Annotated in this window: 23 protein-coding genes and 1 pseudogene; 13 read left to right on the top strand and 11 right to left on the bottom strand. The window is 69.9% G+C overall.

The window, feature by feature from the left end:
• The first annotated feature begins 230 nt into the window (after window positions 1-230).
• Both AB0J02_RS36650 and AB0J02_RS36645 read left to right on the top strand, forming a co-directional pair.
• Window positions 231-431, top strand: coding sequence for a hypothetical protein (locus tag AB0J02_RS36650; RefSeq protein WP_363198183.1), 201 nt, complete (start codon window positions 231-233; stop codon window positions 429-431).
• The gene (locus tag AB0J02_RS36645; RefSeq protein ID WP_363198182.1) at window positions 428-2,758 is read left to right on the top strand and encodes a TOMM precursor leader peptide-binding protein; all 2,331 of its coding nucleotides are present in this window, start codon (window positions 428-430) and stop codon (window positions 2,756-2,758) included. Before AB0J02_RS36650 ends, AB0J02_RS36645 begins: the two co-directional genes overlap by 4 nt.
• Before the next feature lie 10 nt (window positions 2,759-2,768).
• Here AB0J02_RS36645 and AB0J02_RS36640 read toward each other — a convergent pair.
• Window positions 2,769-2,975: pseudogene (locus AB0J02_RS36640) on the bottom strand (LuxR C-terminal-related transcriptional regulator); the annotation flags it as partial.
• Window positions 2,976-3,398: 423 nt separating this feature from the next.
• On the opposite strand from AB0J02_RS36640, the gene AB0J02_RS36635 reads away from it, so the two are divergent.
• Window positions 3,399-4,076: a DUF4097 family beta strand repeat-containing protein gene (locus tag AB0J02_RS36635; RefSeq protein WP_363198181.1), complete on the top strand. Its 678-nt coding sequence runs from the start codon at window positions 3,399-3,401 to the stop codon at window positions 4,074-4,076.
• Between the two features lie 62 nt (window positions 4,077-4,138).
• The gene (locus tag AB0J02_RS36630; protein ID WP_363198180.1) at window positions 4,139-4,645 is read left to right on the top strand and encodes a GtrA family protein; all 507 of its coding nucleotides are present in this window, start codon (window positions 4,139-4,141) and stop codon (window positions 4,643-4,645) included.
• 38 nt (window positions 4,646-4,683) lie between these two features.
• Here the strand turns inward: AB0J02_RS36630 and AB0J02_RS36625 are convergent, their stop codons facing one another.
• From AB0J02_RS36625 to AB0J02_RS36590, 8 genes are all read right to left on the bottom strand, one after another.
• Window positions 4,684-5,259, bottom strand: coding sequence for a transcriptional regulator (locus tag AB0J02_RS36625; RefSeq protein ID WP_363198179.1), 576 nt, complete (start codon window positions 5,257-5,259; stop codon window positions 4,684-4,686).
• Window positions 5,260-6,828, bottom strand: a complete 1,569-nt coding sequence (locus AB0J02_RS36620; protein ID WP_363198178.1) for a helix-turn-helix transcriptional regulator — start codon at window positions 6,826-6,828, stop codon at window positions 5,260-5,262.
• The gene (locus tag AB0J02_RS36615; protein WP_363198177.1) at window positions 6,825-7,073 is read right to left on the bottom strand and encodes a hypothetical protein; all 249 of its coding nucleotides are present in this window, start codon (window positions 7,071-7,073) and stop codon (window positions 6,825-6,827) included. The genes AB0J02_RS36620 and AB0J02_RS36615 overlap by 4 nt, the downstream gene beginning before the upstream one ends.
• Before the next feature lie 76 nt (window positions 7,074-7,149).
• A complete protein-coding gene (locus AB0J02_RS36610; protein ID WP_363198176.1) occupies window positions 7,150-7,527 on the bottom strand; it encodes a toxin Doc in 378 nt (125 codons plus the stop codon).
• A 3-nt stretch (window positions 7,528-7,530) separates the two neighbouring features.
• Entirely contained in the window at window positions 7,531-7,782 is a 252-nt protein-coding gene (locus tag AB0J02_RS36605; protein ID WP_363198175.1) for a hypothetical protein, read from the bottom strand.
• Window positions 7,783-7,836: 54 nt separating this feature from the next.
• The gene (locus AB0J02_RS36600) at window positions 7,837-8,313 is read right to left on the bottom strand and encodes a hypothetical protein (RefSeq protein ID WP_363198174.1); all 477 of its coding nucleotides are present in this window, start codon (window positions 8,311-8,313) and stop codon (window positions 7,837-7,839) included.
• A 118-nt stretch (window positions 8,314-8,431) separates the two neighbouring features.
• Window positions 8,432-9,049, bottom strand: a complete 618-nt coding sequence (locus AB0J02_RS36595; RefSeq protein ID WP_363198173.1) for a hypothetical protein — start codon at window positions 9,047-9,049, stop codon at window positions 8,432-8,434.
• Window positions 9,046-9,972: an AAA family ATPase gene (locus AB0J02_RS36590; protein WP_363198172.1), complete on the bottom strand. Its 927-nt coding sequence runs from the start codon at window positions 9,970-9,972 to the stop codon at window positions 9,046-9,048. The genes AB0J02_RS36595 and AB0J02_RS36590 overlap by 4 nt, the downstream gene beginning before the upstream one ends.
• A 4,221-nt stretch (window positions 9,973-14,193) precedes the next feature.
• On the opposite strand from AB0J02_RS36590, the gene AB0J02_RS36585 reads away from it, so the two are divergent.
• The 6 genes from AB0J02_RS36585 to AB0J02_RS36560 all read left to right on the top strand — a co-directional run bounded on the left by AB0J02_RS36585 (window position 14,194) and on the right by AB0J02_RS36560 (window position 21,923).
• Complete coding sequence (locus AB0J02_RS36585; RefSeq protein WP_363198261.1) at window positions 14,194-15,180, top strand: bifunctional DNA primase/polymerase; 987 nt, start codon at window positions 14,194-14,196, stop codon at window positions 15,178-15,180.
• Window positions 15,177-16,775 (top strand): phage/plasmid primase, P4 family, encoded by a 1,599-nt coding sequence (locus AB0J02_RS36580; RefSeq protein WP_363198171.1) that lies wholly within the window; start codon window positions 15,177-15,179, stop codon window positions 16,773-16,775. The genes AB0J02_RS36585 and AB0J02_RS36580 overlap by 4 nt, the downstream gene beginning before the upstream one ends.
• A gap of 154 nt (window positions 16,776-16,929) precedes the next feature.
• Complete coding sequence (locus AB0J02_RS36575) at window positions 16,930-17,304, top strand: DUF6009 family protein (protein WP_363198170.1); 375 nt, start codon at window positions 16,930-16,932, stop codon at window positions 17,302-17,304.
• A gap of 782 nt (window positions 17,305-18,086) precedes the next feature.
• Complete coding sequence (locus AB0J02_RS36570) at window positions 18,087-19,634, top strand: phage/plasmid primase, P4 family (RefSeq protein WP_363198169.1); 1,548 nt, start codon at window positions 18,087-18,089, stop codon at window positions 19,632-19,634.
• Window positions 19,631-20,038: a DUF6009 family protein gene (locus AB0J02_RS36565; protein WP_363198168.1), complete on the top strand. Its 408-nt coding sequence runs from the start codon at window positions 19,631-19,633 to the stop codon at window positions 20,036-20,038. The genes AB0J02_RS36570 and AB0J02_RS36565 overlap by 4 nt, the downstream gene beginning before the upstream one ends.
• A gap of 358 nt (window positions 20,039-20,396) precedes the next feature.
• Window positions 20,397-21,923 carry an FAD-dependent monooxygenase gene (locus AB0J02_RS36560; RefSeq protein WP_363198167.1) on the top strand — a complete coding sequence of 509 codons (1,527 nt, stop codon included), beginning with the start codon at window positions 20,397-20,399 and terminating at the stop codon, window positions 21,921-21,923.
• On the opposite strand, the gene AB0J02_RS36555 is transcribed toward AB0J02_RS36560, so the two are convergent.
• Window positions 21,874-22,536, bottom strand: coding sequence for a ScbR family autoregulator-binding transcription factor (locus tag AB0J02_RS36555; RefSeq protein ID WP_363198166.1), 663 nt, complete (start codon window positions 22,534-22,536; stop codon window positions 21,874-21,876). The two genes, AB0J02_RS36560 and AB0J02_RS36555, sit on opposite strands and share 50 nt — an antisense overlap.
• A 152-nt stretch (window positions 22,537-22,688) precedes the next feature.
• Between AB0J02_RS36555 and AB0J02_RS36550 the strand changes: the two genes are divergently transcribed.
• The gene (locus AB0J02_RS36550; RefSeq protein WP_363198165.1) at window positions 22,689-23,534 is read left to right on the top strand and encodes an NAD(P)H-binding protein; all 846 of its coding nucleotides are present in this window, start codon (window positions 22,689-22,691) and stop codon (window positions 23,532-23,534) included.
• A 38-nt stretch (window positions 23,535-23,572) separates the two neighbouring features.
• Here the strand turns inward: AB0J02_RS36550 and AB0J02_RS36545 are convergent, their stop codons facing one another.
• Window positions 23,573-24,553, bottom strand: a complete 981-nt coding sequence (locus AB0J02_RS36545) for a ScbA/BarX family gamma-butyrolactone biosynthesis protein (protein WP_363198164.1) — start codon at window positions 24,551-24,553, stop codon at window positions 23,573-23,575.
• Between the two features lie 255 nt (window positions 24,554-24,808).
• Between AB0J02_RS36545 and AB0J02_RS36540 the strand changes: the two genes are divergently transcribed.
• Both AB0J02_RS36540 and AB0J02_RS36535 read left to right on the top strand, forming a co-directional pair.
• Entirely contained in the window at window positions 24,809-24,997 is a 189-nt protein-coding gene (locus tag AB0J02_RS36540) for an acyl-CoA carboxylase subunit epsilon (protein ID WP_363198163.1), read from the top strand.
• Between the two features lie 140 nt (window positions 24,998-25,137).
• The coding region (locus AB0J02_RS36535; RefSeq protein WP_363198162.1) for a carboxyl transferase domain-containing protein at window positions 25,138-25,885 on the top strand (748 nt) is incomplete at its 3' end.

Below are 25,885 nucleotides of genomic sequence, written 5' to 3'. Positions count from 1 at the left end.
CCGGCGGCGCACCCCCATATCACCGTGATCAAGCGGAGGCTTAAAGGTCCATTTGAGGCCGCTGGAGGCCCGCTCGAGCCCTGCTGGAGGACCACATGAATTCTTCATCTCGCAGTGGTGACACCGGCACTGGGCGCGGCCGTGCGGACTTCGCAGAATCTTCCCCGGAACAGCGCACAGCTCCACAGAGGAACGGCAACACACCGCATACCACTAGGGATGACTCTGCCATGAATATGCTCTCCTCCGGCATTCAGCTGAAGACCACCGGCGCCGACGGAATTGTTCCCGCCCGCCCTGCCCGGGCCGCCCTCGTGATCGAGGAACTCGACTCCGTGGCCGACCACATGGTCGCGCTCTCCACGTTCTGCATCCTCGCCGACACCGCCGTCCCCACCACGGCGCGGAGAGCGGGACGGCTCGACGCATGACGCTTTTCGACGGACGGGAGGAATCGTCCTCCGTGCTCGACACGCAGGACGGTGTCCTGGTGGGCTTCAAGAGCCACCTGCGGCCCACGGTCCTGCCGGACGACGCGACATATCTGGTGTCGCGCCGCGGCGTCACGGCGCTGCACGGCCTTGCGGCCGAGGTCCTGGTGCCGCTCCTCGACGGCACGCGCACCGCGCAGGCCGTGCTGCGCGAGGCCGCCCCGGTACTCGGCGGCGAGAACGCCGAGGCGGCGCTGCGCGCCCTCGACGGCGCGGGTCTGCTGCGGTTCGGCGTGCCCGAGCAGCAGCGTACGGACCCGGCCGCCGAGGCGTACTGGGACCTGATCGGTCTGGACGGCGGACAGGCCGGCGCCGCCCTCGTGGGCGCCACCGTCGCGGTCGAGGCCCTGCCGGGCCTGGCGGCCGCCCCCGTGGTGCGGGCCTGCCGTGCCGAAGGGATCACCGTCGTCGCGCCCGGCGCCGACGCCGACCTCTCCCTCGTCCTGTGCGACGACTACCTGGCGCCGCAACTCACCGCGGTGGACGCCGCGCACCGCGCCTCCGGGCGGCCCTGGCTGCTCGCGAAGGTGTGCGGCGCCGACCCGTGGGTGGGGCCGGTGTTCCGGCCGGCCGACCACGACGGCCCGTGCTGGCACTGCCTCTCCGTACGGCTGCGCGGACACCGCCACTCGGAGGTGCCGGTGCAGCGCGCCCTCGGACTCGACGGGCCGCTCCCCCGCCCCGTCGCGTCCCTGGCCGCCGGGCGCACCCTGGCCGTCAACATCGCCGTCCTGGAGACGGCGAAGTGGCTGGCCGGGGTGCGCGACCCGGAGCAGGGCCGCATCCGCACCCTGGACACCGTGGGGCTGCGCACCGCCTCGCATCCGGTGAGCCGACGCCCGCAGTGTCCCGCGTGCGGGGACCCGGGACTTGTCGCCCAGCGGGTGCGCGCACCGTTCCGGCCCGCCGCACGCCCGAAGGCCGTCACCGACGGCAGCGGGCACCGGGCGCTGACGGCGCAGCAGATGCTCAGCGCGTACGGGCATCTGGTCAACCCGGTGACCGGTGTCGTCAAGGAGATCAGACAGGCCGCCGGCTGCCCCGACTTCGTCACCTCCTACCTCTCCGGTCACAACCTCGCGATGGGCTCCGCCACGCTCGCCGGCCTCCGCTCCGGCCTGCGCGCGCTCAGCGGCGGCAAGGGTCTGACCGAGACGGAGGCCCGTACCAGCGCTCTGTGCGAGGCCGTCGAGCGCTACAGCGGGACCCGGCACGGCGACGAGCCGGTGGTGCGCGACTCCTACCGCGCTCTGGGCCCGGCAGCCGTGCACCCGAACGACTGCCAGTTGTACGCGGACCGCCAGTTCGCCGAGCGCGACCGCTGGAACGCGAGCCACTCCCGGTTCCAGTACGTCAGCGCCCCCTTCGACGAGCGGCGGCCCACCGACTGGACCCCCGTCTGGTCCCTGACGCACCGCACCCAGCGGCTGCTGCCCACGTCGATGCTGTACTTCGCGGGTGCGGGGACGCACCCGGCCGCCGGGCCCGGCGACGGCCTGTGGGCCGACTCGAACGGCAACGCCGCCGGCAGCAGCCCCGAGGACGCGCTCCTTCAGGGCTTCCTCGAGCTTGTCGAGCGGGACGCGGTGGCCCTGTGGTGGTACAACCGCACCCGGCAGCCCGCGGTCGACCTCGACGCCTTCGACGAGCCGTACGTGGAGCGGCTGCGCGACGGATACCGGCGGGTCCACCGGGACGTCTGGGTCCTCGACCTGACCTCCGACTTCGGCATCCCTGTCATGGCGGCGCTGTCCCGGCGCCGCGACAAGCCGGCCCAGGACGTCATCTTCGGCTTCGGCGCGCACTTCGACCCGCGGATCGCGCTGCGCCGCGCGCTGACCGAAATGGGACAGCTGCTGCCCGCGGTCTGCGACGTACTGCCCGACGGGTCCGGGTACCGGATCGAGGACCCCGAGCCTACGCAGTGGTGGCGCCACGCCACGGTCGCCAACCAGCCCTACCTCGCGCCCGATCCGCGGGTGGCCCCGCGCGGCCCCGGCCATTGGCACACCCCTCACCGGCCCGATCTCCTGGACGACGTGCACGCGGTCACCGAACTGGTCCGTGGCAAGGGCCTGGAGCTCCTGGTGCTCGACCAGCTCCGTCCCGACCTGGGCCTGCCGGTGGTGAAGGTGATCGTGCCCGGCCTGCGGCACTTCTGGTCGCGGTTCGCTCCGGGCCGGCTGTTCGACGTGCCGGTGTCACTGGGACACCTCCAGGAACCCACCGCCTACGAGGAGTTGAACCCGACACCGCTCTTCGTCTGAGCGCGGACCGTCACCCCTGCGCCTCGTCCAGGAGGCCGGTCTCGTACGCGATGACGGCGGCCTGCACCCGGTTGCGTACCGCGAGCGAGGCCAGGATCGAGCTGCCGTAGCTCTTCACCGTGGCCTCCACGACGTGCAGGCGCCGGGCGATGTCGGCGTTGGACAGTCCTCTCCCGAGGAGGGCGAGGACCTGGCGCTCGCGTTCGGTGAGCGCGGCAGGCTCGCCCGTACCTCGAAGCCGCCGTGGGGCAGCGGGACGGCGCTCAGGTCTCCGCCCGCGAGCCGGGTCCGTTCCTCCAGGCCGATGAGCCCGCGCCGCCCCTGCACAGGTGGCCGGCCGGGGCGCGGACGGGGGCGGTGATGGCGGTCACGAAGGTCACGCCGGTCACCCTGGTCGGCCGCCAGGGGGAGGGCCGGCACCTCCCCGAGATCGGCCCCGGCACTCCGGCGCATCCTGCGTTCACCTCCAATTCATTGCAACGATCAAGCGATCGTCATTGCGTTAGATTTTGGCTCATTGCAATGATTTGACGCCACTGACGTGCAAATACGCCACCTCTGCGCAACAAATATCTTGCCAGTCTATTGAACGCAACGTAGCGTTTCCCTCATCAGAAACAATGACTCGAGGGAGAGCACGATGCAGAAGTTCGACACCCCGGCCCCCGTCTCCACCGTCCTGGACATCCCCGCCGGGCTCATCCGTCTCATCGCCGCCGACCGCGCCGACACCACCGTCGAGGTCCTGCCCGCGGACGCCTCCAAGGGCCGCGACGTGAAGGCGGCCGAGCAGATCACCGTGGACTACCGCGACGGTGTCCTGCGGATCGAAGCGGCGGAGGCGAAGAACCGGATCCTGGGCAGCGGCTCCGGCTCCGTCGAGGTCACCGTCCGGCTGCCGGCCGGCTCCCGCGTCGACGCGAAGGCCGCCGCCGGCGAACTGCGGGGCGTCGGACGGCTCGGCGACGTCACCTTCGAGGGCGCCCGGGCCACCGTCGAACTCGACGAGACCGCCGACGCCCAACTGACCCTCATGGCCGGTGACATCTCGGTCGGGCGGCTGAGCGGCGACGCCCGGATCAGCACGCAGAAGGGCGACCTGACCATCGCCGAAGCCGTTCGCGGCACCCTCACGCTGCGCACCGAATCCGGCGACATCACCCTCGCCGCCGCCCGCGGAGCCTCCGCCGCCCTGGACGCCGGCACCGGCCACGGCCGGATCAGCAACTCGCTCCACAACACCGACGGCTCCGAGGCCGCAGCCCTGAACATCCACGCCACCACCGCCCACGGCGACATCACCGCCCGCAGCCTCTGACCTCCGGCGACATCCCCCGCCGCAGCCTCTGAAAGCACCCGACTCCCCGAAAGGACACCGCCATGAAGTCGCCGCTCAGCAGCCGGCCCGACGTGGCGGCTTCGGCCGCTCCCGGCCCGGCTGCCGCGTTCCTGCGGTTCGTGGTCCTCGGCGGCGGCGTCGGAGTCCTCTCCAGCCTCGCGGTCCCGCTGCTGGCCATGACCGTCCCCTGGGCGGTCTCGAACGCGATCGTCACCGTCGTGTCCACCCTGCTGTGCACCGAACTCCACGCCCGCTTCACCTTTGCCCGGGGGCGTGGCGCAGGCTGGCGCGAGCACGGGCAGTCCGCGGGCTCGGCGGCCGCCGCCTACCTGGCGACCTGCGTCGCCATGTACGTCCTGCGGCTGGTGCAGCCCTCCCCCGGCGTGCTGAGCGAGCAGATCGTCTACCTCGGCGCCTCCGGCCTCGCCGGCGCGGGCCGCTTCCTCATCCTGCGTCTCTACGTCTTCGCCTCGCGCCGCGACCGGACCACACGACGCCCGATGAAGCGGCAGCGGACCGTGGCGGTGCCGGTCGTGGCGGCGGCCTGAACCTCTCTGCCTGAACCGCTCTGCCTACGCCTCTCTGCCTACGCCGCGAAGCCGATGTTCGTGACGTACTCGTACTCGCCCCACTGCGAACCGAGGTCGACGACCGCGTCGTTGACCCAGGCGTCGTCGAGCGCGGCGCCGTCGTCGGTGGCCCAGGCGTCGACGATGCGGTCCCAGTGGCGGACGTTGAGCGTGCGGTAGTCGACGACGCGCTGGAGGGGGCGGGGCACCTGGGACTGGTTGAACGGGTGGAACTCGACGCGGGTGCCGCGGCCCTGACGGTTGAGGCGGGCCAGCAGGTGCCGGGACACGTTGGCGCGACGCACGGTCCGGTAGGCGGCCTCGATGCGGTCCAGGTTCTTCCTCGACGGGGACTGCCGGCCCTCCAGCCACGCCTTCAGGGTGCGGTCGGTGACGGTGAGGCCCGCCTGGCGCGCGGCCGCCTTCGCGTGCTCCGTGCGCGTCAGGTAGTGCAGGCGGGCCATCAGGCCGCGGCGCTGGGTGATGGGCGTGGCGATGAAGCCGGCGAGCTGGTCGAGCCGACGGGCGACGGCCTCGTGCCCCTTGATGCCCTGGGCGCCGAACTTGCCGAACTCCCTGTTCCTCTCCGGCACTTACTCGTCCTCCGTATCCGTCACCACGTCGTCGTCCGGGGCGGTCCCCGCGGTGTAGACGTCCTTGACCTTGACCTCGGTGACGCCACGGCCTTCGGGGAAGACACGACGCCAGTCCCCTATGACGTGGAGCTCGTCGGTACCCATCGCGCGGACGACGGTGAGCCCCTCGTCGTACGCCTTGAGCGCCTTCATCCAGAGGTTGGCGAAGGCCTGGCTGCGCACGAGGTGCATCCAGTCCGGGCGGTACAGCTCCCGGTTGTAGTTCGACTCCCCCATCGTCGAGACGAACTTGGAGTACATCGCCTTCACGTACTCCAGGGTGACGTCGTCCTGCTCGGCGAGGGCGGTGTCGCGGGCGTCCTTCAGCGCGATCCGGAACTTCTCCAGGAGGTTCTCGGTCGCGCCCGAGGTGTACGACTCGTGGATCTCGGGCGGGTCGCACAGGCCGTGCTTCGGTCCCGACAGGCGCTGCAGGAGGCGCAGGGTGGGTTCGGTGACCCACAGCGGGCCGGGCTCGTCGCGCTGGCCGAGCGGGTTGGGCAGCTCCGCGTCGTGGTCCCAGTGGGCCGGGGTGATCAGGTGCACGCCCGCGCGGCGGCGGTCGTGGTCGAAGCCCGTGGAGTGTTCCAGCTGACCGATGGGGAGGTGCGTCTTCAGGGCGGAGAGGTAGGCGCCGTTGATGTCGAGGGCGGTCACCTCGTGCTCGCCCGGCGGCAGTTCGGGCCTGGTCCACTTGGGACGGGCCTCCCAGATCTGGTCCGCGCCGCGCGAGGTCTGCTTCTTCAGGACGTCCGGCATCCACGGGTGGGCGATCACGTCGTAGCGGGCGCCCTTGCGGGTCTCGTCCAGCAACGCCATCGCGTCCGGGATCGCCTTCTTGATGAGCGCCGCCGTCGCGGCCTCGACGTCCCCCTCATGCGCGGCGAGCGCGGCCTGGACCGCCTTGCCGATGAGGTCGGCCGGCTCGTTCGACGGCTGGAAGGCGCGCCGCGTCGGCGGCTTGGGCGGCTCGGAACCGGAGTCGCGCGTTGCCCGTGGCGCCGGGCGGGCCCGCTTCGGGGTCTGCGGTACGACGGCGGGGGCCGGGGCGGCGGGGGCGGCGGGCGCCTGACCGCAGTCGGCCGGGTCGAGGTGCTGGGCGAACCCGGCCACCCGCTGCGCCGCCGGCTGCCCGCACAGAACGCAGGGCTCGGGCACGGGCAGCATCTCGACGTCGTCGGCGTCGGCATCGTCGTCGACCCGCGCCCCGGAGGTGGGCTCGGCGGGTTCGGGCTGACCGGCGGCAGGTTCCGCCACCGGCTCCGGCCCGGTGGCCGCGAGGAGTTTGGCGGACAGGCCGTCCAGGAAGTACGCGTACTTCTTGCGGATGTCGCCGACCGGGTCCCGGCCCGTCTCCCAGGCGGCGAGCGTCGACGGGCTCACGCCGAGCGCGCGCGCCACCTGGGCCTTCGAGAGGCGGGCCTGTTCGCGCAGGTCACGACGGGCGTCGGGCGCGGGGAGCGCCGCCTCGGGAGCCACCGAGTCGAGCAGCGAGTCGATGGCGTCGAAGTCACTGGTGCCGCTCATGAACCGGTCGCCTTCCGCTTGGTCCGGCGACGCTCCGCCAGGGCCGGGGTGACAGTCTCCTTCACCCGCTGCTCGCCCCACCCGGTGAGCCGCGCCGCGCGCCCGATCCGGCCGTGCGCAGGGCGGCCCGTCACCGGGTCCCGGGACAGGTAACCGCGCAGGGCCTCGGCGACCCGTTCCTCGGCCGCCCGCAACGCCACCACCGCGTCGGCGAGTTCCCGCTCGTCGTCCCTGTCCACCGTCACGCCCGCATTGTCGAAAGTTCGTCGACCGAAGTCAATTTCCGGACGGTCCATGAATTGTGGAGTCGCGGCGACGTGGCTACAGCCGCCGGCTCCGGATGCGCGCGGCGCACTCGTAGGCGTCGGCCCGGCCCGCGCGGACCTCCCGGGCGAGCTCGATGAACTCTCCGTAGGGCTCGGCGAGTCCCTCGCCGGAGGCCTGCATATAGGCGATGGCGACGAGGGCGGCGAACGTCGGATTGCGGGCGGGCAGGGGTCGTACGCTGACGATCTCGTGGAACAGCGCGGCCGCGCGCCACGAGGCGTCGGGGAGGTAGCCGAGCCGGGGCGTGTTGACCTTGTGGCGGGCCACGGCCGCGACGAGCCCGGAGAAGTCGCCCACTTCCAGGGCCTTGGGGCTGAAGATCTCCTGCTGTTCGAGCAGCCAGCCGATGTCGATGTGCAGTTCGGGCGGCATCGCTCAGGCGGCCTTCGCCCCGGTGCGGTCGGCGTCCGGTTCCTCGTCGGGGAACGCGGCGGCGAACTCCTCCACGAGACCGGACTTCATCAGCTCGCGGAAGCGGGCCGCGGCCAGCTCCAGACGCGGGTCGCGCTCGACGGCGTCGGTGAGCAGCGCCGTGACCGTCGTGCCCTCGGCCTCGGCCCGCATCCGCAGGCGTGCGGCGGTCTCGGAGCTGACCCGGATGGTGATCTTCTCGCTCTTCTCACCCATGTACGCCACTGTACAGCGCTTGCCATACAGGGGTGCGCCGACACCGCCGCCCGCTCACACCGCGCTGTCCGCTCTCACTGCGGCCCGTGACGACCGCTCCGTGGCGCCTGCTGTCGCGCGCCACTCCCCGCCGCTGTCCTGGCAGGCCAGGTCATGGGCTGCCAGGGTCTGCAGGTGGCGGACCACGGTGCGCGGCGTGAAGCCGACCGCCTCGCTCACCTCTTCCACCGTCCACCCGCGCAGCGGCTCCTGCCGCAGCCGCGACCAGGTGGCGCGCGTGGTCCGGTTCAGCGCGGCGGCACCGTCGGCCGGTTCACCCTCGCGCGGTGCGAGTACGCGAGCGGGCTCGACCCGGTCCTCGCTGGCGGGCGCCGGGACCGCCGCGACCGGCGCGTGCTCTCCGGTCTGCGTCCGCGGGACGGACGGGCGGTCCGGGCGGGCCGCGCCCACCGGGCGCGGTGTCCGGTTGACCGTCCGGTGCCGACGGCCCTTCCTCTTGGTCTTCCTGGACTTCTTACTCGTACGCGTCAACGCGTCACCTTCCTCGAACAGGTGTCAGACATACACGTCAACGAGACATGCGTACGAGAGAAACGCGGGCAGGGGAATTACCTGCTCCGCTCCCCTGGAAAGCCGGAACGACGCGGGCTCACGCGTCCCGGCGTCCCGGCAGGTACTGGTCCAGGACGACCGCGAGGAACTTGGTGTGATCCGGCAGACCGGACTCGGCGACCAGCTGGTCGATGATTCCCTTCTGCGCCCGGGTCGGCTTGTACTGCAGCTGCACCGGGCCGAGCCCACGCAGGTCGGAGTCGTCCGGCCGGACCGTGACGGCGAACAGCTTCGACTGGAACTTGGGCGCCCGGCGCGCGTCCTGCACGGCCTGCGCGATGCCCTTCTCGGCGGCCGCCTCGACGGCGAGCAGCACGATCTGCGTGTGCGTGATGTCGTTCTGCTTGCGGTACTTGCGAAAGCGCGCGGCGACGTTCTGCGACACGTAGAAGCCGACGGGCTTGGCCGTGTCCGCGTCGTGCAGCGGCTCGGGTTCGGGTTCCGGCGTGCTCTGCCGGGCGGGCTGCGGGATCACTGTCGCGGGCGCGGCGACCGGGGCCGGCGCCGGGGCGACGGCAGGGGTGGGTGCCGGAGTGGTGGCCCAGCCGGCCAACGCTCCGGACGGCGCCCCTCCCCCGCTGAACAGGTTGCCGACTCCCTCGTCGGACATGCCCTGCTCCTCGTCCTCACGCTTCTTGCCCTTAGGCGGGGTCATGCGGCAGCTTCCTTCCTCAGCTCGAGAGCCCGAGCGAACATCTCTTCGGTGAATCCTTCATAATCGGCGGTCAGACCCTCGACGGTCTCCGGGACGGACCGGTCCCCGCCCCTGCGCCGATCGGCCAACTCCTGCACCAGCAGCCCTCGTTTGCGCACCAGCCGGGCCACCGACTCCGTGTGCCCGATGAGGTGCTTGAACATGTGCGCGTCCTCCCCGAGCACCTTCTGCACCTGTTGCCGTACATCGGCGTGGATGCCGGTGTACGTGCGTCCCGTGTCGAAGAGCAGCACGCCGAGCAGCTCCAGGTGCGGGTTGAGCTGACTGACGAACCGTACGTAGGAGAACTCGAGTCCGATCTGCGCCAGACCGTCCTCCGCTCCCCCGTCGCTCTTGACGGGGATGATCAGCCAGCGCGCGGTCGACAGTGCGAGCCGCTGCAGGGACGGATTCTCCGGCGGGGTGTCGAGGATGATGATCTGGTACTGGTGCGCGATCGGCAGCAGGCAGGTCAGCAGCCGCAGGTAGGCGTGCGGGCCTTCCTTCGCGAGCAGCGTGTGGAAGAAGATGCCGAACTCGTCGCCCAGGGCCGGGCCGCCCATGACGACGTCCAGGTTCTCGCGCACGTTCTCCCGGGGCTTGAGCGGCGCTCCGGTCCTGAGCGATTCGAGCAGCCCCGCTCCCCCGTCGTTCCACTCGGCACGCTTGTAGCCGAGTTCCCGGGCGATGTTGCCCTGCGCGTTGCAGTCGATGATGAGCGTCCGCAGGCCGCTGCGCGCCGCCTTGCCCGCCGCGTTGGCCGAGACCGACGACTTGCCGACGCCGCCCTTGCCATTGCCGAACATGAAGATGTGCGACAGCGAGGCCCACGGGATGGGGGGCAGCTGCAGCTGGCTGTCAGGTGCTGCGAAGGGACTGGACATGGGTCCTCTCACTCTGATTCAGGCCCGAAGACGGGTAAAGATATGCCTCGTTTGAGGCTTTTTGCGCAGCCACAACTTCTCTCAGAACGATCCTGCGCTCAAAAACGCTCCAACACGGTGCCGGGTACCCCCTGAAACCCCTCATCGGGGCTCACCGAACGCCGTCGAGAGGCCAAACCGGCAGGCCAACGGGGGACTCGGTAATAGCGGACAAGCATGTGATCCGGCATGACCGGCCATCAAATGTCCTGCTGCTCTGCTCGCGTGATGCTCCACCACTGCCCGGGCGAGGTCTCCTGCAGGGTTAAAAGCTGACACTCCCACAGAATCGGTCACCTCCAGCAGAGTTGTGGCGCATGGCGATCAGCAGGCTACCAGGGCGGCCTCTCCCCCCACGCGCCGACACACCCCTCTTCGAGCCTGCAGGTACGGGGACATGTGAACGGCCCTGCCCAGTGCGATGCTTGGCGGCGCATCAGTACCCGGGCAGGCGGCGCCGCTCACGACCGACCAAGCCGCCTACCAGGCGGCCACCCAACCGTGCTTGCCAACATGCCGCTCAAGTACGAGGCGGGCCTGCGGGCAAGTCGATCACTTGGCTGTTCAGCAGACCTGCGGGGTGACCGGCCGGGAGGTCGGTAGGTCTGCTCGTCGCCACACGACCCTGCCGCCAGCCGCCCACACCGGCACACGCCCCTCCAGGCAGGCCTGCCCGCAGACTCACAGACACACAAGGCGCCTTACGCGCCTGCGCATCGCCGTCCGCGCTTGGCAGCCACACTCCAAGCCAGCGCCGCGTCAAACGAACGTACACACAGCGAACTTGATTTGCTGGCCCATACCCAGGCGACTGCCTCCGCCTACCCGCTGACGGACCCACACCCGCGCCCTGACGCCGACCCGTAACCGAGCAAGCACCCCGGCATGCGGTGCCGTCTGCCGAGTTACCTGTGCACCGGCCGACCTGCTTGCCTGTACGCGGGCAACGCGGCAGCCCGGCACACGGACCCGGCCCCTCACACGTCCGCCGGTCCGCATGCTGGCACGTCAAGGGGCCGGTGACCTCACGGACATGGGCATGGCCGAAGCGACCCGTACGTTGATGGATCGACCCGTGCCCACTTCCACCCACGGACACACACAGACATGCGCCGACACGCCTGGTCGGAGTCACATCTGCACTTCGGTCAGTCGAGATGCAGACCACGGGGTACGTAGCTGGACAGGCGTTCGCGTAACCCTCTGGGTGGCGTTGCAGGCCTGCACACCAACTTGCAAACAGACCGACTGCATTGCACGGCTGACGGGTTGGGCGACTATCTATAGAACTACCCCTGAAGCTGCTTGCGCTCATGCGGATCAATCCACAGCTGCGTGCGCCTGGGCAAAGATGAGTGCCAAGGGCGGAACCAAGGTTGCGTGCACGGCGACAGCCACCGCCTTGTCCTACATTTGCACGCAAGCTTGCTCCAATGTTTGCGGGATTGTTTGTTTTCCCTGTTCAGAGGCTGTTTTCCGCGTTCGGCTCGGTCATCATCGTACGACATCCCACGCCCATAGCATCGGCACCCGGCGTGACTTGATGCCTGATCAAGAAGACCCAAACTGCCGCGACATGCTGCCTCCCGTGAGCCTCGTTGATCGTCAGGGTGGGGGAGTGCTGGAGGTTCTCTCCATACCTTCTGCCGTGATCAATACGGTCAGGGTCCCGCCCCGTAGTCGTACATGCCGCGCCGCTGGAGTGTCGGATCATGTGGCGAGGCATCAGGCGATCGGGGTCGTGCATCTGCTCTGAACTGTGTTGTGCGTTCCTGGCGAGCACGAACTGAACCGACACAGCACCTCACCGCAGCGGACACACCTCGTCGAATGCCACGGGCGACACCGTCCACCACGACTCCTGCCGGCAGAAACCCATAAGGGCAGTGCTCCTCCAGCATCCACTCCGACCGCCAGCCGTCCCGGTACTTGACCGCGTGCTGGTGACGCCTTCGACTCTTGGCTTCTTCATGGCTCGGCATCCGTGCCTCGGGCAGCCGGGAGGTTGCAGCGGTCGTGATGGTCGTTCAGGCACGCGGTGGGCCCTGAGCTGTTGTGGAGTCGGGCCGAATCACTGGCTGTCCGCACACCTCCCGGTGAATGTGTGCGGGCGCCGGGCGTTCGCCGCCCTGGCGGGCCCCTGTGTACGCGCGGCTGCCTTTCAGCATGATCCTTTCGGACGGCGGGAGCAGCACGCCTTCGAGGTGTTCTGACTGGAATGGTTCATGGCCTGCGGAGCGGGCTGCGACAGCCGTCCTGGGCGCGGAACCCTGCGGAGGGGAACCCTGGTCGCCTGATGACATGCGACCAACACCGTCGAGCGGCCCTCAGCATCGCCGTACCGAGCATGAGCGTCCTGGCGGTCACATCACGCGGTGCGACGTCCGAACGAAGACAGTTCACGGGCGCACCAGCCCGTACCGGACCATGCCCTCGTCGGCCGCCCAAGCCATCGCCCCCTCCATGGGCCGGGGTCCAGCGAGCGAGCTCACACCAGACTGTCGCGGCCGGCCGCGGCCCGTCGGTCGACGCAGCGGCCACAGCTCGGAGTACGGCACTCACGTACCGAGGCGACCGGCGCACTCACACCTGATCGGCACCGAGCCGTGCTTGACCGGACTTCGCCATCCATCGGAATCGGTTCTCCATCCGACCCGTACGAGGCTGCCCGCCCACCGGCACGGCCACGGGGGAGTAGGCGTAATGACCCAAGCCCGGCCGACGCGTACTCATCTCATCTCGGAACACGCGCCCGCAGCCGCACAGCCCAGACGTGCGTCCAGCGGCGGCCGACTCCGACGCTCTGGTGCGGAGTGCGCGCCCTGATGTCCGGCGAGGCCACTGGCCGGGATCGCACCCCAAGTCGCACCTGAGACCCGTCGGCTGACCCTGGGACAGCTCGCGCCTGCCAGGTCACGGGCCTTACTCAAGGGCAGCGCCCCGGGCCTCCAACTCGTAGGACAGCTGGCGGAGCATCCAGGTGAGGGGGGAGCGGTGCCGAGCGGCACAGTCAGGCACTCGGCCCATCGGGAGGGGGTTCGGGGCAGCGATTCCGCGTTTCCCGTCGGCGCGCTCAGAGCCTCTGAGAGAAGTCATTGATACTTCAAGCATTCAGGTTGGTTCTGAACACGCCCCGCCCCAGGTGCGTCAGCGCCGAGCCGGGTAGCGGGGGAGGGCACCCTCCAGCGGGCCTCTACGCCCTCCTGCGGGCCTTTCCCCACCCAGGGGCGGGGTAGGGGCACCGGAGAGGTTCTCGGGCTTCTGTGGCGCCTGTGGGGTCTCGCAAGGCTCCTGAGACGGTACGAGTGACCCGCGAAAGGCTTTCCATGCCGTCCAGTTGGCGTGCACGTGCAGTGGCGTGGGCGAGGTTCATCGGGGTGTGTGGTCACCGGCTCGCGCCGCAGGTGGCTGAGCAATGCACACGGCGGCCCAACAGAGCACCGGGGTTCGTCCCCTCGGACGCAACCAACGGCAGAGCCACTTTTCGGCTCGGACACGGGACCGGGACTGAAGCAGCGTTTGGGTCCCGCTTCAGTCCCGCTTCAGTCCCGCTCAAGAAAGCCCAGGTCAGAGGCGTGTAGTGGCTGATGCTGAGTCTTCTACGGGACTAACGGGACTGAACCCCCTTGTTCCTAGATCGTGTGCGTGTGTATATATGTGCGCGCATGTAAGGAATATGTAAAGGGTGCTAGGCAGCTTATAAGGGGAGGTCTCAGTCCCGTCAGTCCCGTGATTTTTGAGGTGACCCCATCTGACCTGGGCTTATGCAGACGGGACTGAAGCGGGACTGAAACCCGCACGGGACCGAGCGGTGCTTCAGTCCCGCTTCAGTCCCGCGAAGCGAGAGGCAATAAAAGGCAAAAGCCCGCTGTGGGCGTTTTGCCGTAACGCGGGACTGACGGGACCGTAGTTTCTACGACATGCGGGGGCATACCGAGCGGGCCGGGGGGGTGTGCGCTAGTCTCGGCAGCGCAATATCGAAATCTCAGTCCCTTTAGTCCCGTTGGCCCGCGAGACACCTACGCTGACCACGGGCTTTGTCAGGTACTGGGCGGCGACGATCCACCCCCCGACCAAGGACAAGTAGTGCCGCGTCAGCTTGCGCCGAGCTCGCCGGCCCCGGACGGGGCCACGGAGCAGCCCCACGCTGTCGCCCGCTGGTGTGCCCGGGTCGGGTGGCCCGTGCATCCGCTGGCTCCTCGGCAGAAGACGCCCGCGGCCAACTGCGAGGCCTGCAAGGAGAACCGGCACGCCCCGGCGGACTGCCCGTGCATTCCGGCCGGACGCTGGTGCCACGGCTTCCACGCCGCCACCACGTCCCAGGAACGCATCGACGCCTGGTGGGGGACGCAGCCGCGTTTCGGGGTGGGAGTCTCCTGCGGGCCGGCCGATCTCGTGGTCGTCGACGTGGACGCACACGCAGTCCACGTCCCGGACCGCTCCCGGCTGTTGCCTGGCATCCCGATCGGGCCGAAAGTGGATCTCGCCGGACTGGCCACGGGTTTCGACACGCTGGCACTGCTGGCCGCACTGCGAGGGGTGCCCAGTCCTGCCGAGGACGAGGGGACGCTGCGCATACGAACACCATCCGGGGGGCTGCACATCTGGTACCGAAATCCGCATCCGGGGACCCGCTACAGATCGTCCACCGGATCGAGCCCGAGAACAGCCCTCGCCTGGCAGGTCGACATCCGCTCGGACAACGGCTACATCGTCGCGCCGGCGACCCGTACGACGGCGGGGCGCTACGCGCGCGTGGGGGAGGCCCTCAGGCCCGCTCCGCTGCCGCAGTGGCTCGCGGACGAGCTGGCCCGCACCGGCCACGTCCCCCGCCCCCAGGAGCCGTCCCAGGCGCCGTCTCGCGCGCGCACGCCGCGTCGCCGGGCCCCCCGGGCGGCGACCCGTGTACTGGACCCGCTTCTCGAGGAGGTCGCGGCATGTTCCGCGACCCCGGAAGGGGCGAGTTTCACGGAGAAACTCAACCGGGCGGCCTACGCTGCGGGTGGTCTGGTCCACGGCGGACACCTGGCCGAGGCGGAGGTGCGCGACCTGCTGGAGGAAGCCGCGCGGCTCGCCCGTCCGCACCAGGAACGCCGCAACCTCGCCATCATCGAATCCGCTCTGTCCGCAGGCGCCCAGCGCCCGTTCCACCCCCGAGGACGCTCATGAGCAGCGCCGAGCAGACACCCCGCTTCGACGCCGTCGCCGCCGCCGAGCAGATCCAGCAGCAGAGCTTCGACCTGGATCTGAGCGCCGGTCAGCCGAGCCTTCCGGCCCAGCAGACCGAGGCATCCAGGAGCCAGGTCGAAGAACCCGCCCCGGCAGGGCTGTTCCCCGAGGAACTGACCGATCGCGGCAACGCCAAACTCTTCGCCCGCCTCTACAGCGACCGCTTCCGGCACGTCGAGGGCCTGGGCTGGTACGGCTGGGACCAGTACCGGTGGAAGCGCACCGGCGGCGAGAAGGCGGCCCTGTGGGCGGCGGGCGACATGGCCGAGCAGATCCCCGACAGCGACCCGCGAGGATTCTTCAGCAACCGCGACCTGCTGGTGCACCGCAGGCGCGCCCAGTCCACGGCCGGCATGAAGGCACTCCTGCACCAGGCCCAGGCAGCACCCAGCCTGAGCCTGGACCCCGATGTTCTCGACGGTGACATCTACGTCCTGTGCACCCCCTCGGGAGTCGTCGACCTGAAGACGGGGGCCCTGCGCAAACCGGACCCCCTGACGGACATGCACTCGCGTGCCACGACGGTGGCCCCGCAGGAGATGCCGATCCCGCGCTGGGACCGCTTCCTGCGCGACACCTTCGGCGACGACGAGAAGGGCCTGGAGACCACCCGGTTCCTGCACGTCCTGCTCGGCTACTCGATCACCGGCGACGTCGGCGGGCAGGTCCTGCCCTTCCTGTACGGATCCGGCGCCAACGGCAAGTCCGTGCTGCTCGACGTCATGACACAGGTGCTCGGCGACTACGCCAATGCCGCCCCGCCCGGATTCCTCATGGAGAAGGGCAAGTTCGCCGAACACTCCACCGAGCTGACCGAGTTGCACGGCCGCCGCATCGTGGTGTGCAGCGAACTCAAGCCGAACGACAAGTTCAACGAGGCCCGCGTCAAGCTCCTCACCGGCGGCGACAAGATCACCGCCCGGCGGATGCGGCAGGACTTCTTCAGCTTCACCCCCACCCACAAACTCTGGCTCCTGGGCAACCACCGTCCTGAAGTCGGCACCGGCGGTCACGCGTTCTGGCGCAGGATGCGGCTGATCCCCTTCGAACGCGTCGTCCCGAACGAGCGCAAGATCGACAACCTGGCCGTGGAACTGGTCCGCGACGAGGGGCCGGGCATCCTCCACTGGCTGATCGAGGGAGCCAGGCGCTACCTGGCCACCCGCGACCCGCTGCACGGCCCCGTCTCGGTCCGCCTGGCCACGGCCGCGTACGAGACGACCGAGGACCACATCGGGCGCTTCATCGGCGAGTGCTGCACGAAGGGCGAGGACGGCCGCTCCAACCCCGACCTGCGGGTCGAGCAGAAACTGCTGTACGAGACGTACTGCCGCTGGTGCGCCGAGGAGAGCATGAGGCCCTCCTCCAGCCGCGCCTTCGCCAGCCGGATCCGGCAGGAACTGGGCCTGGCCTCCCCGGCGGAGATGATCAAGAACAATGACCGCAAGCTGTACCCGGGTCTGGCACTGCTGCCCGACGACATGAACGCCGCGCACCCCGAGACGGGTGTTCATGCGGGGAGCGCGGGCCGGTGAGGCCGAACAGCGCCCTGGGCGGGTGTGAGCACTGCCCGTACCATGGCGGTGGCGACCTCTACGCGAGCCGTCCATGGGGGCAGATAACAAATGGTGTGACCGCCACACGCACGGGCCGGTGCTCGGTCCAGGAAAATCAGGAGGGTCCGCGGTCATGAGTTCGATGCTGCAGGACAGCCAGCTCGCCGGCGAAGAAGCAGTGGTGTGGCTGGAGAGCACGGAGAACCTCGACTACGTTCGCCAGGCCCTCGACAAGTCGACACGGCGCCGGGGCAAGCCCCGCTACGAGCGCGACGGCCGGATCATCGGCTACGTCAATCTGCTGCCGGGCGCCGACAAGGACCCCGACAGCGGGCTCTTCGAGCGTCGAACGTTCTTCCTTCTCCCGCACGACCGTCCCAACGCTCCGACGGGCCCCTACGAGGTGGGCGCCCCCGGCGAGGCGGTCGATCCGCGGACGATCTCTCCCGGCCGGGTCGGCCTGAAGACGCCGCGGTCGCAGCGGGGGCAGCTCACGGCGGCGTCCTAGGGCCTGCCTTCGAACTCCCCTCTGCCCGGCGACGCCCGGTGCGCACTCCCGCCGCACCGGGCGGGGCAGCGACCGAGGCGCAGCGACCGGCAGCATTCCGCGGTTCGTGCCCGGTGCTGGACGAAACCCGAGGTCAACGCCGCCGTCAGGGCTGTGGAGCGACTGAAGCGACGCAACTGCGCTACATATGACGGCATTCGTGAGTGTGCGGCTGCGTCATAGATGGGGAACTTCAGTCGCTTCAGTCGCTGTTCTGTCTTCGCCGGGTGTCCGGGCTGCGCTTTTGCTGGTGTGCGGGGCGGCGCCGGGCGGTTGTGTCGGTCGCTCGTGCCGGTCCCTTCGGTCGCTCCGGTCGCTGCCGGGGTGCGCTGCCGGGCCGTGAGCAGCGACCCAAGCGACTGACGCTCTCAACGACACGCCGGAAACGGCACACCGTGCGCCCCGGTTCCGGGCTCATCCCTGGCGCGTGGGGGCCCGGCGGGCCCGCCAAGACCCGTACCGCGAACCGGAGTTCCCCTCACCTCGGGCTCCGCGCGCGCCGCGGGCGCGCCCCACGCGAACCTGCTGTGCAGGTCCCGTCCGGCAAATTGTCGTGATTGTCCAGTAATGGTCGTCTCCTCGGCTAGCCTGTGATCGCCGCTCTTGGCAAGTTGAGTCGCTTCAGTCGCTTCAGTCGCCGAACGGAGCACTACACGGCCCATCACGTACGTACGCGTGGCCCACACCGTCCACAGCGGTTCCAACGCGGGCGTCAGGTGCCCGTTCACCTCGGGAGGCCGCTCATGAACCCGCCCAGTCAGGGGGTGTTCGACTTCGACGCCGCCGCCGTCGCACAACAGATCCTCGCGCACGCCCGCGCCCAGGGGGCCGCGGTACCGGCGCAGGGGGTGACGGTCCAAGGGCCGGACAGCGACGCCCCGTTCCGGGTGACGCCGCACGGGATCGTCCTCGACTCGCTGTCCGACAGGGGTCTCGCCGAGGCCTTCGCGCACCTCTATTCGTGCGAGTACCGGCACGTCAACGGGCTCGGCTGGTACAAGTGGGACGCCTATCGCTGGGTGCCCGACGACCACGAGCGCGTCGTGTGGGCCGCGGGTGACATGGCCAAGAAGCTCGCCCGGGTCGACGACGAGAACGACTTCACGCCCGCAGAGATGAAGCGCGCCCGCGGCCGGGCCCTGTCCACCGCCGGTATCAAGTCGATGCTCGCGCAGGCGCAGGCCGCCGACGGCATGCTCCTCGACGCGGCGCTGCTGGACGCGGACCCGTACGCGCTGTGCACCCCCGGCGGCATCGTGGACCTGCGCACCGGCAGGTCGACCCCGCCCGACCCGGCCGAGCACCTGCACGCACGCGCCACGTCCGTCGCGCCCCGCACGATGCCGGTCCCGCGCTGGGACCGCTTCCTGCGGGACACCTTCGGCGACGACGCCGAGGGCCTGAAGATGATCAACTTCCTTCATCTGCTGCTGGGTTACTCGATCACGGGTGACGTCGGCGCGCAGGTGCTGATCTTCCTCCACGGTCTCGGCAAGAACGGCAAGAGCGTGCTCCTGGACACGCTCGTCAAGCTGCTCGGCGACTACGCGGACGCGGCGCCCCCGGGCTTCCTGATGGCCAAGCCGTTCGACGGGCACCCCACCGACCTCGCCGAACTGCACGGCCGGCGCGTCATCGTGTGCAGTGAACTCAAGGCGGGGGACCGGTTCGACGAGGCCCGCGTCAAGCTGCTGACCGGCGGCGACCGCATCAAGGCGCGCCGGATGCGGCAGGACTTCTTCAGTTTTCCCCCGACCCACAAGCTCTGGCTGCTGGGCAACCACAGGCCCGAGGTCGGTACGGGCGGCTTCGCGTTCTGGCGCAGGATGCGGCTGGTCCCGTTCGAGAAGGTGGTGCCCGATCACCAGAAGATCGACAACCTCGCCGACGTCCTGGTCAACGAGGAGGGGCCCGGCATCCTGGCCTGGCTGATCGACGGAGCGCGTCGGTATCTTGGGGGCGAGAAGGATCTGTCCGGGCCCGAGAGGGTCAGGCTGGCCACCGACGCGTACGCGGAGACCGAGGACCACCTGGGGCGTTTCCTGAAGGAGGCGTGCGCGATCGAAGCGGGACTCAGGGCGGAACAGAAGACGCTCTATCTCGCCTATCAGGACTGGTGCGAAGGGGAGCCCGAGGTGGCGCGGCCGGTCAGCTCGCGCACGTTCGCGAGCCGGGTCCGGGAAGCCCTGGGTATGCGGTCCCCGTCGGAGATGGCCACCTCGAACTCGAGGAAGTACTACCCCGGCATCGGGCTGCTGACGGATGACGACGGCACGGAGGAGATGGCGTGAGTGCCTTGATCGGACCCGAGGACCTGGCCCATGAGATCGACATCGTCTGGGTCGTCCCCGACGTCGACGAGCTCGACTACGTCCGCCAGGCGCTCGACCGCGTCCGGGGCCGGCGCACCGCGCCCCCCTTCCACCGTGACGGCCGCCTCGTCGGGTACGCGATCCTGGGCAAGGAGGCCAAGCCGTCCCGCGCCTCCGGCACGTATCTGCGCCGTGTCTTCTGGGTCGCCCCGCACGACCGTGACTCCGCCCCCGCCGGGCTCTACAAGTCCGGGGCCCCCTCCGAGGCCGTCGACCCGCGCACCGTCGAGCCCGGCGTCGAGGGCAGCAAGACCGTCCGTTCCCAGGCCGGTCCGCCGTCGGCGCTGCCGGAGCAGCGGGGGATGGTGCTCCCGTCCGCGTAGTGCGGCGCGGGTACCCGTGAGCGACCGGAGCGACTGAAGCGACTGGCGGGCCGGGTGGCTCCGCAGGCGTTGAAAAGAACCGCACTACCGGTATATTCGGGCTTCCTGCGGCCCGCATCCCCCGGGTGCGGCTCCGCGCGGGCCCCGAGGGCGGGGGAGTGGGAGAAATAAGCGCCGGAAAACCTCCCACGACCTTGTTTGCCCGGATAGCATCATGACTCTCGGCTTTCGGACAGATACCGATGTATGTCGGACACATTGAAAAGAACCGTCTAACCGGTTTACTTTGGCTCGCTCGGGCGTGGCTGTCGAACATGAAACGACAGGGGGACGGGTGTCGGGTCGTATGCATGTACAAGTGGCGATAGTCGGCGGCGGGCCGGTCGGCCTGTGTCTCGCCGCGGAGTTGGCGGCCGCCGGTGTGCGGACTCTGGTGGTGGAGGCGCGTACCGAGGTGTCCTTGAGGCCCAAGGCGACCACCCTGCACGCCCGGTCGGTGCAGTGCCTGGTGCGCAGGGGGCATCTGGGCGGGCTCGTGTCGTCGCGGGGCGTGCGGACAAGCGCCTTTCATTTCGCGGGCATCCCCGGGCTGGCGATCTCGGCCCCGGCCGGTGAGCCGGAGCCCGTGCTCAAGTGCCCCCAGGCCGAACTGGAGCGGCATTTCGAGGAACGGGCCCGGGCCGCGGGCGCGCGCGTGCTGCGCGGGGCGTCCGTGACGGCGATCCGGCAGGAACACGACGCGGTGCGCATCCACGCCCAGGGACCCCAGGGCCGCTTCAGCTGGCGGGCCGCGTACGTGGTGGGCACCGACGGTGCGCGCAGCACGGTGCGCGAGCTCGCCGGCTTCGGCAGCCGCACCTATCCGGCCACCGCGTCCGCGATGACGGGCCGCGCCCGGCTGACCCGGCCGGGCGCGCTGGCCGCCGGCTGGCACCGGACCCGGCGCGGCTGGCTCGTCGTCAAGAACGCCCCGGACGGGACGGTCCAGCTGCGCACGCTCAACTGCCAGGCGCCGCACGAGGACCGCCAACAGCCGCTCACCGCGGAGGAGTTGTGCCGGGAGGTCTCCTATATCGCCGGCCGGGACATCGGCTTGACCGAGGCGCAGTGGCTCAGCCGCTTCAGCGACTTCTCACGGCTGGCGCAGACCTATCGCGTCGGGCGCATCCTGCTGGCCGGCGACGCGGCACACGTGCACTTCCCGATCGGGGGCCAGGGGCTGAGCACGGGTCTGCTCGACGCCGTCAACCTGGGGTGGAAACTGGCCCTCACCGTGCGCGCGGGGGCGGGCACGGCGCTGCTGGACTCGTACGACCTGGAGCGAAGACCGGCCGCCCAGCGGGTGCTGGACAACACCAGGGCGCAGCTCGCCCTGATGCGGCCGGGGAGCGAACTCGACCCGCTGCGCACGCTGATCGGCAACCTGCTGATGGCGGACTCGGAGAACGGTCTGGGCGCCATGATCAGTGCGCAGGACACGGTGCTGCCGCTCCATCCGGGAGGTGCCTCCGCCTTTGAAGGAAGGTTTCTCCCCAACGTTCCGCTGAACACGGGCCAGGGGCAGACCGACGTGATCCGCCTCCTGCGGGGAACGGACCGGCTGGTGCTGCTGCTGATGGGGGAGCGCGCGGACGCGTACGCGGAGGTGGCCCGCGCCTGGTCATCGGCGGTACGCGTGGTCCACGCGGCTCCCACGGACGACATCACCAGCGAGGCCCTGCTGGTGCGGCCGGACGGCTATGTCGCCTGGGCGGCCCCGGGCGAGCCGCTGGAATCGGTCCTGCGGACATATCTGGGACCGGGCAGAAGCGCGCGGGAGGATCTCGCGGCCGTCGTCACTCGGTCGAGGGCCGCGCGGCCTTCTGCAACTCCTGCAGTTCGTTGAAGACCCTCTCGCCCCGCCCGTCCGCGAGATCGACGGAGGCGAGCACGGAGGAGAGCACCACGCTGGGCAGCAGATGGCGCAGCATCGTGGAGATGCGGTGCTGCAGGTCCTGATAGTCACAGATGGCCTGGGACATCGCCTGGACGCCGGCGAAGGAGCCCACCATGACGTCGGCGGTCTCCTTCGGCTGCACGTGGGGCAGGAGTTCACCCTGCGCGTAGGCGGCGTCGAGGGTCTCGGCGATCGACTCGGCCCAGCGCAGAAAGGCTCCGCTGCGGTCCAGGCCCAGAGCCTGCTGGTCGAGGGAGAGGCGGACTCCGGCCCGGACCATCGGATCGGTCTGCAGCCGGTAGGCGTGCAGCATCCCCATGTCGACCAACTGCTGCACCTTGCAGGCGCGCGGGATGGACGTGTCGCCGTCCTGCTCGGACAGCACGCCCTGGGCGAGGTGCTCCTTCGACTGGAAGTGGAAGTACAGCGCGCCCTTGGTCACCTCGGCGGCCGTGAGGATCTCGCTGATGGTGGCCGCCTGGTAGCCGCGCTCCTCGAAGACACCGGCCGCCGCCGAGAGGATCGACTGTCGAGTGCGGATCGCCCGATTCTGCATCGCCATGCCGACCGCGTTCCCTCCGTGTGTGCCGATGGTGTGGCCCAACTAAAAAAACCGTCCAGTTTGTATATTGCAGCGTACGTCATGACCGCAGCCTTGCGCAGCCCTGAAATGTGGGGGCCCGGTGAAGCCGTGGCGTCGGGGAAGGGAGCAGCATGATCCTTGTGACGGGAGCCTCCGGGACCATGGGACGGGAAGTGGTCCGGGCTCTGACCGGCCACCGGGTCCGCGTCCTCGTGCGCGACCCCGCCCGCCTGCGGGAGGTTCCGGCGCACGTCCAGGTCGTCCGGGGCGACTATGGCGACAGCGCCTCTCTCATTCCGGCCTTGACGGGTGTGAGCAGCGCTTTTCTCGTGACCAACCGGGTCACTCACGAGGACGACGCCGCGTTTGTCGGGGCCGCGCGGGCGTGCGGGGTGGGGCACGTGGTGAAACTGTCCGCGGCGGCGGTGACGGACTCCGGGGCCGACGACCTCATCACGCGCTGGCAGCGCGGCACCGAGCTGCTGCTGCGTGGCTCCGGTCTGGGATGGACCCTGCTGCGCCCTCGCGCCTTCATGTCCAACACCCTGTCGTGGGCGCCTTCGGTGCGAACCGGACGGGCGGTTCGCACGCTGTTCGTCACGGCGCGCAATGCCTGTGTGGATCCGCGCGATGTCGCCGAGGTCGCGGCGAGGGCCCTGACGGGGGAGGGGCACGCCGGGCGCGCGTACACGCTGACCGGTCCGCGGGCGCTGACGCCGACGGAGCAGGCGGCGGAGCTGGGACGGCAGTTGGGGCGTCAGCTGGCCGTCGAGGAACTCTCCCTCGACGCCGCCCGTACGCAGTTGCGCCGCCGGCACCCGCCCGCCGTGGTCGAGGCGCTGATCGACAGCGCGTGCCGGCAGCGGGAGGAGACCAAGGCCGCCGTGTCGCCCACCGTGGCGGAGCTGCTCGGACGGCCCGCCAGGTCCTATACCGAGTGGGTGGGCGATCACCTGGGTGCGTTCCGGACCGCCTGACCGGGAGGCGGGCCCGTGCGCGGCCCGCCGGTCACGTCTCACATCAGGGGTACGTCGGCTCCCATCGTCGCCGAGAAGACGGCTTCGCCGTGCTGGTGGGCGGTGACGAGCACTCGGGCCTGACCGGCGTGGTCGGGGAGGCGACACGCCTCGACGATGCAGGGCGCGTCCAGTTCCACGTAGCGCTTGAACTCGCTCGCCAGGTGCCGCGGAAAGGCGCCCTGGCCGAGCGTGGCGACCATGGCCTGGCGGGCGGCCTCCATCAGGACCATGCCGGGCGCGTGGTCGACCTGGTGGTCGAAGAGGACGGGGTGGCGCGTGTCCGTGCGCAGCAGCCACCGGGTGGGCTCCTCCGTGGGCGACAGAACGACGTCGACCGGTGAGGTGCGGCCCACGTTCTGCGGCGCCATCGGAGCGCTCAGGGGCAACGGGGCGCAGGGCGCGTCCAGTTGCCGCCCGCGCAGGCGCCGGTAGACCGCGGGAGTGGTGCACGTGCACGAGCCGCTGATGGTGGCGGCGGTCCGGCCGTCGCGGCGCAGCGTGGCCTCGTAGCGGATTGCGGCCAGCACGCCCCGGCGCCGGACGATGTCGTGGCAGCTGATCTCGATGTCGACGGAGGCCGGTGCGGTGCCGATGCCCAGGTGCTCGGGGCGGACGTCGACCGTCAGGTCCCACATCAGGAAGGAGTGGTCGAGCGGGACGCCGAACTCCGCGTGCGCCAGCAGGATGGCCGCCTGCCGGAAGGTCTCGGCGGCGATGAGGGGGTCGTGGCGGTCCTGGACCGGGCTGAAGAAGCTGTGCCCGCGGGGCCACTGGCCCGCCACGGAGAAGTGGGTGTCGTCCAGCCGCTGCCAGTCGGTGAGCAGCACCTCGGCGACGCTCGCGCGGTGCACCAGTTCCTTCGGCACCGTGCTGGTCAGCGTCGGGAACCGTGCTTCGACGCCGAGGGCGCCGCGGCCGAGGGACGGCCGGAGGGCCGGGGTGGCGGACGACTCGGTACGGAACGTGGTCACAGACATGCTTCCCCCTGGACTGCATGGGCCTAATGGCGGGTGCGCTCGCCGTAGCTGGAAGATACAGACCAGCCGGTTTCATTTCCAGAGGATGCCCTGAGTTCGTGGGCGCGAGATACGGAGCCCGGTCCTCCAAGTAGCTCCGAGGTGGCCTGTTTCCGCACTTGAGGCCCACCTTGGCGGTTCTCCAGCCAGCCCGGAGCGGCTCTCGAGTTTTCTGTCCGACGGTGATCCCACGGTCATTGGTGAGGAGGGCAGCCGATGGGCAAGGAAGGATCCGTGCTGCGCGTCGTGCGCGGCCATGCCGACGAGGTCGAACTCGCGGCCCTGACTGCGGTGTTGTTGGTGCTCAGCCGAGGGTGCGGTGCGGCTGAGGAGGCGGTCGAGGAGTTCTGTTCCTCGTGGTGGACGCCGTCCGCGGAGTTCGCTCCACCCGGTAGCTGGCGCTGAGTGGGCGGTCTTGAGCCATCTTGGGCCAACTTGAGCGATCTTCAAGATGATCACCTTTAAACCGCCCAAGCGGTTTGTTAACGTTGACGTGCGAATCCGGGGCTGGACCTCCTCGGCCTAGTCCCAGGAGAGGACCTGACATGGCGATGACGCCCACCCTTGCGCCCGCCGAGGCGGAGTCGAACGGCGCGCGCGGCCGCACGGCCGAACTGCACGCCATCCGCGCCCAGGCCACGGCCGGACCAGGCAAGCGCGCGACCGAGGCTCAGCGTGCCAAGGGCAAGCTGACGGCGCGTGAGCGTATCGAGCTGCTGTTGGACGAGGGGTCGTTCAACGAGGTCGAGCAGTTGCGCCGGCACCGTGCGGTGGGCTTCGGCCTGGAGGCCAAGAAGCCGTACACGGACGGTGTGATCACGGGGTGGGGCACGGTCGAGGGCCGGACGGTCTTCGTCTACGCGCACGACTTCCGGATCTTCGGTGGGGCGCTGGGGGAGGCCCACGCCACGAAGATCCACAAGATCATGGACATGGCGATCGCGGCCGGTGCGCCGCTGGTCTCGCTGAACGACGGCGCGGGTGCCCGCATCCAGGAGGGTGTCTCGGCGCTCGCCGGGTACGGCGGCATCTTCCAGCGCAACACCAAGGCGTCGGGTGTCATCCCGCAGATCAGCGTGATGCTCGGCCCGTGCGCGGGCGGCGCGGCCTACAGCCCCGCCCTGACGGACTTCGTGTTCATGGTCCGTGAGACCTCGCAGATGTTCATCACCGGGCCGGATGTGGTCAAGGCGGTGACGGGGGAGGAGATCACGCAGAACGGTCTGGGCGGCGCCGATGTGCACGCCGAGACGAGCGGTGTGTGTCACTTCGCGTACGACGACGAGGAGACCT

It is taken from the genome of Streptomyces sp. NPDC050264 (genome assembly GCF_040655895.1).
Taxonomy (GTDB): Bacteria; Actinomycetota; Actinomycetes; order Streptomycetales; family Streptomycetaceae; genus Streptomyces.
This window is presented reverse-complemented; position numbering and strand designations above follow the sequence as displayed.

Coding starts and splice junctions, on each gene's coding strand:
- AB0J02_RS36650 (WP_363198183.1), top strand. CDS start 231: ATGAATATGCTCTCCTCCGGCATTCAGCTGAAGACCACCGGCGCCGAC.
- AB0J02_RS36645 (WP_363198182.1), top strand. CDS start 428: ATGACGCTTTTCGACGGACGGGAGGAATCGTCCTCCGTGCTCGACACG.
- AB0J02_RS36635 (WP_363198181.1), top strand. CDS start 3,399: ATGCAGAAGTTCGACACCCCGGCCCCCGTCTCCACCGTCCTGGACATC.
- AB0J02_RS36630 (WP_363198180.1), top strand. CDS start 4,139: ATGAAGTCGCCGCTCAGCAGCCGGCCCGACGTGGCGGCTTCGGCCGCT.
- AB0J02_RS36620 (WP_363198178.1), bottom strand. CDS start 6,828: ATGAGCGGCACCAGTGACTTCGACGCCATCGACTCGCTGCTCGACTCG.
- AB0J02_RS36610 (WP_363198176.1), bottom strand. CDS start 7,527: ATGCCGCCCGAACTGCACATCGACATCGGCTGGCTGCTCGAACAGCAG.
- AB0J02_RS36605 (WP_363198175.1), bottom strand. CDS start 7,782: ATGGGTGAGAAGAGCGAGAAGATCACCATCCGGGTCAGCTCCGAGACC.
- AB0J02_RS36595 (WP_363198173.1), bottom strand. CDS start 9,049: ATGACCCCGCCTAAGGGCAAGAAGCGTGAGGACGAGGAGCAGGGCATG.
- AB0J02_RS36590 (WP_363198172.1), bottom strand. CDS start 9,972: ATGTCCAGTCCCTTCGCAGCACCTGACAGCCAGCTGCAGCTGCCCCCC.
- AB0J02_RS36580 (WP_363198171.1), top strand. CDS start 15,177: ATGAGCAGCGCCGAGCAGACACCCCGCTTCGACGCCGTCGCCGCCGCC.
- AB0J02_RS36575 (WP_363198170.1), top strand. CDS start 16,930: ATGAGTTCGATGCTGCAGGACAGCCAGCTCGCCGGCGAAGAAGCAGTG.
- AB0J02_RS36570 (WP_363198169.1), top strand. CDS start 18,087: ATGAACCCGCCCAGTCAGGGGGTGTTCGACTTCGACGCCGCCGCCGTC.
- AB0J02_RS36555 (WP_363198166.1), bottom strand. CDS start 22,536: ATGGCGATGCAGAATCGGGCGATCCGCACTCGACAGTCGATCCTCTCG.
- AB0J02_RS36550 (WP_363198165.1), top strand. CDS start 22,689: ATGATCCTTGTGACGGGAGCCTCCGGGACCATGGGACGGGAAGTGGTC.
- AB0J02_RS36545 (WP_363198164.1), bottom strand. CDS start 24,553: ATGTCTGTGACCACGTTCCGTACCGAGTCGTCCGCCACCCCGGCCCTC.
- AB0J02_RS36540 (WP_363198163.1), top strand. CDS start 24,809: ATGGGCAAGGAAGGATCCGTGCTGCGCGTCGTGCGCGGCCATGCCGAC.